Genomic DNA, 12,701 nt, shown 5'->3' on the forward strand with positions numbered 1-12,701 from the left:
TATGTCTCTAGTAAACAAAGATGTGCTTGAAGCAAGTAAAGCTATGGATGCTATTACTATTAAGAATCTCGACGTTGTGTTTGGTGACAAAGCTAATCAAGCGCTTGAACTGCTCGACCAAGGCAAAACTCGCCAAGAGATCATCGATGAAGCGGGCCAAGTGGTGGGTGTCGATAATGTTTCACTGACCGTTAAAGAAGGCGAAATCTGCGTACTGATGGGGTTGTCTGGCTCGGGTAAATCTTCACTGCTTCGCGCTGTTAACGGTTTGAATGAAATTAGCCGTGGTTCATTGGCAATCAAAGATGGCGATAAGCTGGTTGATTTAGGCAAACAGTGCGACGAAGCGACATTGCGCCACCTACGTACACACCGTGTTTCTATGGTGTTCCAAAAATTTGCTTTAATGCCGTGGCTAACTGTATTAGATAATGTCGCGTTTGGCCTTGAAATGCAGGGTGTCGCTAAAGATGTTCGTCGTGCTAAAGCGCGTGAGCAACTGGAGATGGTTGGCTTATCAGAGTGGGAAACAAAATTCCCTCATGAGCTTTCTGGTGGTATGCAGCAACGTGTGGGTTTAGCACGTGCTTTTGCGATGGATACTGACATTCTATTGATGGATGAACCCTTTTCTGCGCTTGATCCTTTGATTCGTGCGCAACTCCAAGATGAACTGATAGTGCTACAAAATAAGCTTAACAAAACGATTTTGTTTGTGAGTCATGACCTTGATGAAGCGCTGAAGATTGGTAATAACATCGCTATCATGGAATCAGGAAAATTGATTCAACACGGCAAACCTGAAGAAATCGTGTTAACTCCAAAAACGGAATATGTGAAGGACTTTGTTGCCCACACTAACCCGTTGAACGTATTGAAAGGTCGTTCACTTATGCAGCCTCTTGATTCACTGAGGCAAGATAATGAGAGTTGGAAGATTTGTGATTCAAAAGATTTATGGATAGAACAGACTGAAGGCTCATTATCGGTAAAAGGTGAGCCAACTTTGGCGCTTGTTGAATGGAATGAATCTGACGATCTAACCGCGATTAGCGCGTCGAGTGTTGTAGTGGCGAGCCCTGAAATTGGAATGCGTGATGCAATTAAATTGAAACAGATAAGTAACAACCCAATTCTGTTGGTTGAAAACAATCAATTGGTTGGTATTTTGGATAACAGTGAGTTTTACAACGCGCTAATAGGGAATTTTCAACTCAACAGTGCCGCTTAATGGTTTGAGCTGAGTTAACTCGTTTTCTAGCGGATAAAATAGGTAGTGAGGTCGCGAGATCTCACTACCTATTTGACTAAATCGTCTTTTTATTTACCAACAACTTCTCGCCTTTTCTTACCCTGTTCGTCTCTTTAAGGCTAAATATCGGCACACGTTAAACAAAAATGTTGGTCTGCGTAAATTCAGAAGCATAGAAAAGATTGAGAATACTATGAACATAAGTACAATGCGGAAAAAATCAATGAATTAATTTATCAATTTACAGTGTAATTCGAACGTGCCTGACTTAATCACTTAGGACATCTAATCACTTCGACGCTGTAAAGCCACTCACAATATATTAGTACAAAGGTCTGCATCTTGGACAAACATGACGAAATCCTGGTCGCTATTCGACAAATTATTCGCGCTATCGATTTACACTCGAAAAAGCTGAGTAAAGAGTATGGCATGACTGGCCCTCAATTAATCTTAATGAGAGCAATCCAAGAAATGGGTAATGTGACAATCAAAGAATTGTCTAATCAGACCAATGTAAGCCAAGCGACGACGACGACGATCATCGACCGTCTAGAGTTAAATGGTTATGTACAACGAGTGCGCAGTTCGTCGGACCGCCGCAAAGTACACGCGAACTTGACTGAAAAAGGGCAAGAGTTGCTTAATAACGCACCCCCACCACTGCAAGATAACTTTGTTAAAAAGTTCCAAAATTTAGAACCGTGGGAGCAAAGCTTACTGCTTTCTTCAATGCAGCGAGTATCATCAATGATGAACGCAGAAGACATCGACGCCGCTCCAGTACTTCAGCTTGAAGGCATTGCAAACGTAGCTAAGAGCTAGTGTTTGAATTAATTTTAATAGATTTCAAATGGTCGCTTTTAGCGGCCATTTTTGATTTTAATTGAAGGTAATCAAGTTTTTGTACGCTTGTATACCTAACCCCCTTCAAGTTCTGCTCAAGAGTCAAAACTTTTTTTAGAAGCCTCACATTCTATAAATGAAAAATACCGACCTTAAAATGCCTACTTGGTGCTTCAAAATGGACAAAATAGGGTTTGTTAAGTAACTGTTTTTAAAGATCTTTAATTTGATGTTTATGGATATCACAATGATAGTCTTAGCGTAATTTCTTTAGGGGGCTAAATGGACACCAATAACAGCACTTATCATCACCACAGTTTTGCTCAGCAAGACTTATCAGAGCTTACATTTACAGCCTGTACGTTTATCCGTTGTGATTTCAGACGTTCGAACTTACGTGACGCAACGTTTATTAACTGTAAGTTTATTGAACAAGGCGATATTGAGGGATGCCACTTTGATGTTGCCGACTTACGAGATGCAAGCTTCCAGAATTGTCAGTTGGCAATGGCGAATTTCAGTAACGCGAATTGCTATGGTATTGAGCTACGTGAATGCGACTTGAAAGGGGCGAACTTTACTCGTGCGAATTTTGCCAACCAGGTGAGCAATCGCATGTATTTTTGCTCGGCATACATCACGGGTTGCAACCTGTCTTACGCTAATTTTGAACAGGCTTGTTTAGAGAAGTGCGAATTGTTTGAGAACCGTTGGATAGGTACTTACCTTGGCGGCGCGTCACTGAAAGAGTCTGATCTCAGCCGGGGTGTGTTCTCGGAAGACGTATGGGGGCAATTCAGTATGCAAGGGGCGAATTTGTGCCATGCGGAACTAGAAGGATTAGATCCTCGCAAGGTCGATACATCTGGAATTAAAATTGTCGCTTGGCAGCAAGAGCAACTGCTTGAAAGCATGGGTATTGTTGTAATGCCTGACTGATTTTTTTCATTCGGTTGTAATCAACCACAGTCGCTAGAAGAAAAGCCCAAAGCTAATAACTTTGGGCTTTTCCGTATCTGGAGTTTCGTCTGGCTTTCTATACAGGTCGTTTGCATGTCGCGAGGCTGGATGAGTTAGCAGCTTGTTATGTCGTAAAATTTCAGCTGAATGGTGTTTAGATTTCATACGCGATCTTTGTCACTGATTTTAGCGTGTTACATTCCTTGCTTTACGAATATAAACATAACCATTATTACAATTAACTGATGGTCAACCGTCTAACCTGAACTCATGTCTCACTTTTTTGTTTTAAATTGATTTTGGTTATTGAGGCTAATATCAAACTTAAACTGTTGACTTGTTTTTAATTATAAATTTGTTATTTAATTACAGGTTGAATTTGAGCGGTGACGCAGAAATATCCGGTTGACAGTTATTTATAGGTGACTAAAGTCACGTTTGTTTGTCATTTCTCGATTCGACAACTTCCATTGATAATAATCCCAACAACAACGAACAAGAATAACTGGGATATATTATGCTTTATGACCTTATTGACCACGACTTAATTGATGTCATTAACCACTCTGAATATAAGTGGGAAGATGCAGTTAAAGAAACGACTCGTTATTTGCAAGATAAAGGTTACGTTACCGATAATTACGCAGACGCGATCATTCAGTCAACGCATGATAATGGACCTTATTATGTTCTTTGTCCAGGCATTGCTATGCCTCATGCCCGTCCAGAAGCAGGTGTACTAAAGACTGGGTTGGGTATCCATGTTTTTCCAACCCCAGTTGATTTCGGTTCAGAAATGGGACCAGCGAATGTCTTATTAACATTAGCTGCAAAGGATTCAGATACACACATCGAGGTTATTCAAGCACTTAGTGAAATGTTAGTTGATGAAGAAAACATTGCCAAGCTGGCGGCTTCATCTTCAAAAGCTGATGTACTTGAAATTATTAAAAGCTATTAAGAATAACCTTTGAAAATAAGGAATATACCGTGTCTACAAATATAAGAGCAAAAGTGCAATCTTTTGGTGGTCATCTGACCGCGATGGTATTGCCAAATATTGGAGCCTTCATCGCATGGGGCTTTATTACAGCATTATTTATTCCAACAGGTTGGATGCCTAACGAATATTTTGGTGAATTAGTGGGTCCGATGATCACTTATTTACTTCCTCTGCTTATTGGTTATACCGGTGGACAAATTATCGGGGATAAGCGTGGTGCAGTTGCTGGTGCGATAGGTACCATGGGTGTTATCGCTGGCGCTGAGATTCCAATGTTTGTTGGCGCAATGATCATGGGCCCATTGAGTGGCTGGGTGATCGTTCAAATCGATAAACGCTTACAAGACAAGATCCCTTCAGGTTTTGAGATGGTGGTAAACAACTTCTCGCTAGGCATCTTCGGCATGTTGATGTGTTTATTTGCTTACGCGATTGTTGGCCCTGCTGTGACTGCTGCGAACCTATTCGTTAAATCGGGTATCGAAGCGCTTGTAGCAACTGGTTTTCTACCGTTACTTGCCATTATTAATGAACCAGCAAAAGTCTTGTTCCTAAACAACGCTATCGACCAAGGTATCTACTACCCACTAGGTCTACAAGCGGCGGCGGAAACGGGCAAATCGATCTTCTTTATGGTGGCGTCAAACCCAGGTCCTGGCCTAGGTATGCTTTTGGCTTACGCGAAATTTGGTCAAGGTCTAAGTAAGAAATCAGCACCAAGTGCAATCATCATTCACTTCTTCGGTGGTATCCATGAGCTGTACTTCCCATACGTGCTAATGAAGCCAATCATGATTGTTGCGATGATTGCTGGTGCGGCGACAGGTATTGCCACGTTCAACCTACTTGATGGTGGTCTGGTTGCTGGCCCTAGTCCTGGCTCGATTTTCTCTTACTTAGCACTCACACCAAAAGGAAGCTTCTTCGCAACCATCGCAGGTGTGGCTTCAGCAACGGTTGTGTCTTTCCTTGTCGCAAGTGCAATCCTGAAAGTGAATAAGAAAGAACAATCAGAAGATGAGTTTGAACAGTCGATAACCGACATGAAAGATATGAAAGCAGAAGGTGTGGTAGCAAAAGCATCAGCTCAGGCTTCAACAGAACAGCCAAAAGAAGTAAAGAACATCAAATTTATTGCCTTTGCATGTGATGCGGGAATGGGCTCAAGCGCCATGGGAGCATCGACTTTCAAACGCAAACTAGAAAAGGCTGGCTACGATGTTCAAGTTAAAAACTTTGCCATCGAAAAAGTTCCAACTGATGCCGATGTGGTGGTGACTCACGAGAGCTTAGAGAATAGAGCAATTAAGGCTACGGGCTTACCAGTGGTCACTATCAAGAACTTCTTACATGACCCTGCATTAGACAATCTAATGAACACCATTGGTCAACAAGCTTAATTTAAATTTTGGGGCCACTCAGTGGTCCCACTTTCGGAGAGAAAATCATGACTCAAACAACTGCTGCTGTTATCCGTGGTGAAAAAGATGTTCAACTTAGAACGTTCGATCTTCCAAAAATTTCTGATGATGAGCTATTAGTTAAAAATATCTCAAACAGCATCTGTCTTTCTACTTACAAAGCAGCACTGTTAGGCAGCAATCATAAACGTGTACCGGGAAATATTGCTGAAGTTCCCGTAATGACAGGCCACGAATACGCAGGTGTGATTGTGGAAGTGGGTGCGAACCTGAAAGATCGTTTTACGGCAGGTGAACCTTTTGTACTGCAACCTGCTATGGGACTTCCTACGGGCTACTCGGCAGGTTATAGCTATGAAACGTTCGGCGGCAATGCGACGTACTCAATTATCCCTAAAGTAGCAATCGACTTGGACTGTGTATTGCCTTACAAGAGTTCGTACTACGCTAATGCCTCTTTAGCTGAACCTATGTCATGCATCATTGGTGCGTTCCACGCAAGCTACCATACAACGCCTTATGTATATGAACATCAAATGGGCATCAAAGAGGGCGGTTCTCTTGCATTGTTAGCATGTGCAGGCCCTATGGGGATTGGTGCAATTGACTACGCGATTAATGGTCCAGTCAAACCAAGTCGAATCGTTGTCACCGATATTGACGAAGCGCGCCTAGAGCGAGCTGAGAGCCTAATTCCTGTATCAAAAGCAGCAGAGAACGGTATCGAACTGTTCTATGTGAATACCGCTAAGTTAGAAGATCCTGTCTCACATCTTAAGCAGTTGAATGGTGGTCAGGGGTATGATGATGTCATGGTGTATGCCGCGGTTGCACAAGTGCTTGAGCAAGCGGATGAGTTGCTAGGCAATGATGGTTGCTTAAATTTCTTTGCTGGTCCAACGGACAAGCAGTTCAAAGTACCATTTAACTTCTATAACGTTCACTACGAAGCGACTCACATTGTTGGTACTTCTGGTGGCTCTACGGGTGATATGGTCGAGTCTATTGAGCTTTCAGAAGCGAATAAAATCAACCCTTCATTTATGCTGACACACGTTGGTGGTCTAGAAGCGGCACCGCATACGATTCTCAATCAGTTAGATATTCCGGGTGGCAAGAAATTGATTTACCCACATATCGACTTACCGCTGACTGCGATTGACCAATTCCATACACTGGCAGAGCAGTCTCCATTCTTCCTAGAGCTTGATGAAATCTTGAGAGCCAATAACTACGTTTGGAATGAATTGGCAGAAAAAGCGCTACTTGAATTTTATGATGTGAGCTTAACCGTTTAATATGGTTCATTATTGTGGTGGCGAGCCAGCCACCACAGCTTCATGAGGTAATTGATATTTTGTTGCAAGATGAATTATTGGATGCATTGGAACAGTGTGATTCCGCGACGAGTTTGATCGAAGCGTCTAATAAGTTAATAAACCAAAAACTGAAAAAGCTATTACCGAACGTGTTTGTTCAAGATGCTTTGGTGATGGAGTACGCCGTCGTACCTCTTTTAAAAGAAAATGGGCCTCTTGTGACAACCGACGTCGCCTCTAAATTGATGTTTGCAATGGGTAAGATCTCTTTGGAAACCTACGCAGATATTGGCTTATTCGACCAAATGTATGAATACACTAGTAAGCAATCGCAAGTGCTGACATTTGGCGATGACATGGTTTACGACTTCCTCAGTAATCAATCAAACCTCTCGAAAGGCAAAGATAGCTTCTACTTAGATTCAATTAACCAATTAAAATTCTCGTCATTCGATTCATTCACTCAAACACGTTACGAATCGCTGATTAAAACAGTGCTGAAACTCTGTTGCGAGAACTTGTTGGAAAGTATTGAGAAAGAGATATTAGGATAAGGTTGAACATGAAAGTTTCCTTAAATGTGAGTGGCTTTGAAACCGAAGCGACATTCCCTGATAAAGATATTGAACAGATTCATAAACCACTGGTTGAAAAATTTACGCGACTTTTTGAGCAGAAAAAAGAACGTACGATTATCTTTTTGTGTGCCCCTCCTGGCAGTGGTAAATCGACGTTAGCCGCGTTTTGGGAGCATTTGTCCCATCAACAAACCAACGTTGAGCCACTTCAGGTATTGCCATTTGACGGTTTTCATTACCCCAATGAGATATTGGACTCAAACTACATCGTTCGTGATGAAGAGAAAATTAAACTTCGTACCATTAAAGGTTCTCACGAAACGTTCAATTTAACCTCGTTGATTGATAAGTTGAAACAGCTGAAAGTAAAAAATCCTACGTGGCCGTACTACGATAGAAATCTTCATGATCCTGTGGATGACGCAATCTCGGTAGACAAGAACATTGTCGTGATTGAAGGCAACTGGTTGTTACTGAATGAGCCAGTTTGGAATGGATTGCATGAGTTGGCTGATTTCACCATCTTCATAGACACCGACGCTAAGTTCCTCGAAGAGCGCTTAGTAAACCGCAAGGTGCGAGGAGGTACCACTTTAGAAGAGGCGGTCGAGTTCTATAAAAATTCAGACTCAAAAAACGTCGATAAAGTGTTAGACCATTCTATTCCTGCTGACCTAACACTCTTCATGAGTCAAGACGGTTCGTTTCAAATCAATTAAACAATTTAGGAGGTCATAATGGAGATTGTTGTTGACAGCCATACTCATACATTGGCAAGTGGCCATGCCTATAGCACCATTATCGAAAATGCACTGGCATCGAAAAATAAGGGGCTAAAACTCCTTTGTACAACGGATCATGCTCCTGAAATGCCGGGAGCCCCCCACTACTGGTTTTTCAATAACCAAAGGATTTTGCCCCGCTTTCTGCACGATGTAGGTATCTTGCGTGGTGTGGAAGCTAATATATTGAACACTGCTGGAGAGTTGGATCTTCCTCCCTCTTCTTATCAACACTTAGACTGGGTGATTGCGAGCTTACATGAGCCAGTTTTCAAGCCATCGACGGAACAAGAACATACACAGGCGTTAATGAACGTCATTAAGAGTGGCAAAGTTGATGTGCTAGGGCACTTAGGGAACCCAAACTACAAGTTCGATATGGAAGCAGTTCTTCAGTGCGCAAAGAATCACAATGTTGCGATTGAAGTGAACAACACGTCATTGACAGGCAAGAGCCGAAAAGGAAGTGATGTGCGATGCTCAAAAATTGTCGAGCTTGGTAAGCGAATTGGCGTTTACTTCTCTACGGGCTCTGATGCGCATTTCTGCGAAGAAATTGCTTGTTTGGATCTCGTAAAAGCATTACTTGAGAATCACGGCGTGGAAGAAGACAAAATAATCACGACCTCAACCTCCCGCTTTTTGAATTTTTTATTATTGCGCGGTAAGAGTCGAATAGAAGAGTTTTCACACTTATATTAAGTATGTTGGTGAGTTAACAATTACTGAGATAAAAGCGCCCGAAAGTGAACACCTTTGGGCGTTTTTGCTTCTCTGGAAACGATCAGTTTAATATCGCTGATCGAAAAGAGACGGCAAGTTATGAAAAGTGGAGTTTAGTGCATGCCTGAACGCATTTTGTCACTGAGCGCAAAGAAAACGAATAGAACAATACACACAAGGGCTACACCCAGTGCCATTAGTATTGTTGTTGCATCTGTCGAGATCAGTGGAACAACGATAGAAGCTAACGCTACCAACATAACAAGGATATGAACGATTCGTCCGAGAATTGGATTTTTATGACAGAATGAAGCCCATAGGTAACGCATTTTTAACACCAGTATAAAATTAGTGGGTTTATTCTATTTTATTATTGAGTGTTTTGTAAGTTATTTTCGTTACAGGAAACGGTAAGTATGATCTAAGTCGTTTTAGTATAAAACTGATTAAATAACAGAAGGTTATTGGTTTTAAAGAAAGCGATTATTGACTAAATGATAATAATATGCCGTATTCTTTATAATGATAAGTCAAATTTTATTCGATTTTTAGTTTCTTGGCTGAAAGTCTCATTTATTGAGTTTTTGGTAAAAAAGGTGGTTTTTTGGACCATTAAACATTGTGGATGGCATTCAAACTAGAATCCTTTCCCAGACGGTGATTCGTTTATGGTTTTATCAGGAAGAGTGTTCGATTTGGGAGCACGGTAATCTTGTGAACGATATCTGTTTGATATACTTATTGTTCGCTCAGTAAAGGTGATGGAGATAATATGTCGAAAACCGCGAAGATCATTAATGAAGATAAGCTGGTGAAAAAAGCAGTAGAGGTCGGTTTTAAAATGGCAAAGTTGCAGGGCTTTGATTTGCCACATTCATCTCAACCAATAAAGGTTAAAGCGGTGTATTTGTTCCTCGTTGAAGTGAATCAGATAACGCCGCTACCCGAAAGTAAGCTTGATGGAGCAAACATTAAAAAGCGCTTAGCGTTATGGATACACAAAGCACTACCTGATAATGATCCTCTAAAGTAAGTAAAAGTTAAATGGGTGTATCTGAATCCGTTTCTTTTTCAGCTCGTTATTACTGCTTTTATACTAGAAACCTAACGATTCGTCGCTAGGTTTTTTTTTGGCTAACATTTCCAATAGTGACTTATAGATACCACTGTTTGGAGTGCTTTCAGTTAGCGACTTATTGGATGCTGACTGCTATCTCTTTAGCTAGAGATTGCTTATCAATTAGGTTATAGGTCTGACTCAGTAAATGGCTTACTACCTATCAAACGTGGGGTACTCGGCTACTTAACACCATGCTCAAAAAGCTCCTATCCTCAATCTCTGTCTAACTACTTTTTTGTGTTTGTTCCTTGAAAAATACGTCTCGATAACTTCATCTCAATAAATACATTAGAACTCAAAGTATTGTTTGATTCATGAAATACGCTAAATTATGTGATATGTGTCACATAATTTAGCTTTGTGGCGTTAATTTGTTGATCTTTATGCTGTGAAAATGCTCATAATGGAAAGGAATTTAATTAGAGTTCGAAGGAAAAAACTAGATATGATTACATCAGCGCCTTGGGGGCTATATTCGGAGATTGTAGAAAAAAGCAATGAGAAATGGATTTTTCGTGAGCCCGAAGTTTCTGATGGCAACGATATCTACCGCTTAATTTCAGAATGCCCACCATTAGATGTTAATTCTTCATATTGCAATTTTTTGCAGTCTACTCACTTTAGTAAAACTTGTATCTTGGTTGAGCACAAAGGGGACCTTGCCGGTTTTATTTCTAGTTACCAGAAGCCGAATGAGCCTAATGTACTATTTATTTGGCAAGTAGCCGTTGACCCTCGGTTTAGAGGTAATGCATTAGCTTACAAGATGATTGATGCTTTACTTAAGAGAGAATGGATGGAGGGTATCGACGCTATTGAAACCACCATTACCAAATCAAACCAAGCATCTTGGGCACTATTCAAAAAGCTAGACGCTAAAAATGGTAGTTCCGGAGAGGTGACAACATTCTTAGATGAGAATGTTCACTTCAACGGTCGGCACGATACTGAATATTTATATCGAATTCCCTTAAATAATCACAAACTAATAGGAATTAAATAACGGCCTTATCATGGATATTTTTAAAAAGCAGGAATCTAACGTACGTTCATACTCGAATAGTTTTCCAGTCACCTTTAGCAAATCAAAAGGTTGCTGGCTTGAAACAAAACAAGGTGATCGTTACCTCGATTTTCTTGCTGGAGCAGGATCTCTAAATTACGGTCACAACAACCCAATTCTTAAGCAAGCACTGCTTGAGTACATTGAAATGGATGGAATTACACATGGCTTAGATATGCATTCAGAAGCCAAAGCTGAATTCCTAGAAGCACTGAGTCGCTTCATCTTGGAACCAAGAGCATTAGATTACAAAGTTCAATTTACCGGCCCTACAGGAACAAATGCAGTGGAAGCTGCAATCAAGTTAGCTAAAAAAGTGAAAGGCCGAAGCAGCATTGTTGCGTTTACTAATGGTTTTCATGGTTGTACTGCAGGTGCACTGGCTGCGACTGGTAATCAACATCACAGGCAAGGTGCAGGTTCAGATCTCAACAACGTTACGCGTTTGCCGTTTGAAGGTTACGCTGACATTGATGGATTAAAATTGTTCGAAACGATGTTAACCGATAATTCGGCCGGTATGGATAAACCAGCAGCTGTCTTATTGGAAACGGTTCAAGGTGAAGGCGGGCTTAATGTCGCTTCAAATGAATGGTTACAACGATTAAGTAAAATTTGTAAGGCCCACGATATATTGTTAATTGTGGATGACATACAAGCTGGCTGTGGGCGAACGGGTACCTTTTTCAGCTTTGAGCCTTCAGGTATTAAGCCTGATATTGTAACACTGTCTAAATCTATTAGTGGTTATGGGTTACCGATGGCCATCGTTTTGTTAAAACCTGAATTAGATAAGTGGGAGCCGGGAGAGCACAACGGTACCTTTCGAGGTAATAATCATGCCTTTATCACCGCGGCTAAAGCGCTGGAAATTTATTGGGCAAATGAGGATTTTGAAACTCATGTCCAACACTGTTCAGGCTTGGTTGACGAGGTTATCCAACGCAATATCAAACGCTACCCTGAGTTGTTTGTTCAACGTAAAGGGCGCGGAATGATGATTGGTATTGAATGTAAAGATGAAAACACTGCTGACGATATTGCTAAAACATGTTTTGACAACGGCATGGTAATTGAGACAGCAGGTCCAAACGATGAAATATTGAAGTTCTTTTGCCCGCTAACTATATCGGAGTCGGAGCTTATACAAGGCCTAACTATTTTCGAAAACTCAGTTGAAGTTATAGCAACCAAGTATTTCAAAAAAGCATCGTAATAAGGATAATAAAATGATTGTTAGAACACTTGATGAATGTCGTAATAGCGAAAGACGTATTGTCTCAGATAACTGGGAAAGTACTCGTATGCTGTTGAAAGAGGACAATATGGGTTTTTCATTCCATATCACGACAATCTACGAATCGACAGAAACACATATCCATTACCAAAACCATTTAGAATCAGTTTTTTGTATGAGTGGAGAAGGGGAGATCGAAGTGGTTGGTGGTAAAACCTATCCAATCAAACCTGGAACGCTTTATATCCTTGATAAGCATGACGAGCACTATTTACGCGCATATAAAAACAAAGAAATGGTCATGGCTTGTGTGTTTAACCCGCCAATTACTGGGGCTGAAGTTCACGACGAAAACGGTGTCTATCCACTGGTTGACTAGCGTTTTTTTGGGAGGGGG

At 41.0% G+C, this 12,701-nt stretch carries 14 protein-coding genes; 13 read left to right on the forward strand and 1 reads right to left on the reverse strand.

Translation table 11 applies throughout. The features are described 5' to 3' along the window. Position 1 precedes the first annotated feature (1 nt). The 9 genes from choV (at position 2) to OCV24_RS16385 (ending at position 8,863) form a co-directional block, all read left to right on the forward strand. Complete coding sequence (choV, locus tag OCV24_RS16345) at positions 2–1,231, forward strand: choline ABC transporter ATP-binding protein (RefSeq protein WP_017057757.1); 1,230 nt, start codon at positions 2–4, stop codon at positions 1,229–1,231. A 363-nt stretch (positions 1,232–1,594) separates the two neighbouring features. After that, the gene (locus OCV24_RS16350) at positions 1,595–2,077 is read left to right on the forward strand and encodes a MarR family winged helix-turn-helix transcriptional regulator (protein WP_017057758.1); all 483 of its coding nucleotides are present in this window, start codon (positions 1,595–1,597) and stop codon (positions 2,075–2,077) included. 303 nt (positions 2,078–2,380) lie between these two features. Next, positions 2,381–3,037, forward strand: a complete 657-nt coding sequence (locus OCV24_RS16355; protein ID WP_048614309.1) for a QnrS family quinolone resistance pentapeptide repeat protein — start codon at positions 2,381–2,383, stop codon at positions 3,035–3,037. Positions 3,038–3,575: 538 nt separating this feature from the next. After that, positions 3,576–4,019, forward strand: coding sequence for a PTS sugar transporter subunit IIA (locus OCV24_RS16360; protein WP_017057761.1), 444 nt, complete (start codon positions 3,576–3,578; stop codon positions 4,017–4,019). A 29-nt stretch (positions 4,020–4,048) separates the two neighbouring features. After that, positions 4,049–5,461 carry a PTS mannitol transporter subunit IICB gene (locus tag OCV24_RS16365; protein WP_150877537.1) on the forward strand — a complete coding sequence of 471 codons (1,413 nt, stop codon included), beginning with the start codon at positions 4,049–4,051 and terminating at the stop codon, positions 5,459–5,461. A 47-nt stretch (positions 5,462–5,508) separates the two neighbouring features. Next, positions 5,509–6,780 (forward strand): zinc-binding dehydrogenase, encoded by a 1,272-nt coding sequence (locus OCV24_RS16370; RefSeq protein WP_150877535.1) that lies wholly within the window; start codon positions 5,509–5,511, stop codon positions 6,778–6,780. Positions 6,781–6,836: 56 nt separating this feature from the next. Beyond that, on the forward strand, positions 6,837–7,355 hold the full coding sequence (locus tag OCV24_RS16375) for an MltR family transcriptional regulator (RefSeq protein ID WP_167514246.1): 519 nt from the start codon (positions 6,837–6,839) through the stop codon (positions 7,353–7,355). Between the two features lie 8 nt (positions 7,356–7,363). Then, on the forward strand, positions 7,364–8,098 hold the full coding sequence (locus OCV24_RS16380) for a nucleoside/nucleotide kinase family protein (RefSeq protein WP_017057765.1): 735 nt from the start codon (positions 7,364–7,366) through the stop codon (positions 8,096–8,098). Between the two features lie 18 nt (positions 8,099–8,116). Continuing rightward, positions 8,117–8,863 carry a phosphatase gene (locus tag OCV24_RS16385; RefSeq protein ID WP_150877533.1) on the forward strand — a complete coding sequence of 249 codons (747 nt, stop codon included), beginning with the start codon at positions 8,117–8,119 and terminating at the stop codon, positions 8,861–8,863. Positions 8,864–8,997: 134 nt separating this feature from the next. On the opposite strand, the gene OCV24_RS16390 is transcribed toward OCV24_RS16385, so the two are convergent. Continuing rightward, a complete protein-coding gene (locus OCV24_RS16390; RefSeq protein WP_017057767.1) occupies positions 8,998–9,213 on the reverse strand; it encodes a hypothetical protein in 216 nt (71 codons plus the stop codon). 443 nt (positions 9,214–9,656) lie between these two features. On the opposite strand from OCV24_RS16390, the gene OCV24_RS16395 reads away from it, so the two are divergent. The 4 genes from OCV24_RS16395 (at position 9,657) to OCV24_RS16410 (ending at position 12,683) form a co-directional block, all read left to right on the forward strand. Continuing rightward, positions 9,657–9,917 (forward strand): DUF5062 family protein, encoded by a 261-nt coding sequence (locus tag OCV24_RS16395; protein WP_010431978.1) that lies wholly within the window; start codon positions 9,657–9,659, stop codon positions 9,915–9,917. A 532-nt stretch (positions 9,918–10,449) separates the two neighbouring features. Then, the gene (ectA, locus tag OCV24_RS16400) at positions 10,450–11,007 is read left to right on the forward strand and encodes a diaminobutyrate acetyltransferase (protein WP_017057768.1); all 558 of its coding nucleotides are present in this window, start codon (positions 10,450–10,452) and stop codon (positions 11,005–11,007) included. 10 nt (positions 11,008–11,017) lie between these two features. Continuing rightward, positions 11,018–12,283, forward strand: coding sequence for a diaminobutyrate--2-oxoglutarate transaminase (gene ectB, locus OCV24_RS16405; RefSeq protein WP_077681221.1), 1,266 nt, complete (start codon positions 11,018–11,020; stop codon positions 12,281–12,283). A 13-nt stretch (positions 12,284–12,296) separates the two neighbouring features. After that, entirely contained in the window at positions 12,297–12,683 is a 387-nt protein-coding gene (locus OCV24_RS16410) for an ectoine synthase (RefSeq protein WP_017057770.1), read from the forward strand. Positions 12,684–12,701: the final 18 nt, after the last annotated feature.

It is taken from the genome of Vibrio kanaloae (genome assembly GCF_024347535.1).
Classification (GTDB): Bacteria; Pseudomonadota; Gammaproteobacteria; order Enterobacterales; family Vibrionaceae; genus Vibrio; species Vibrio kanaloae.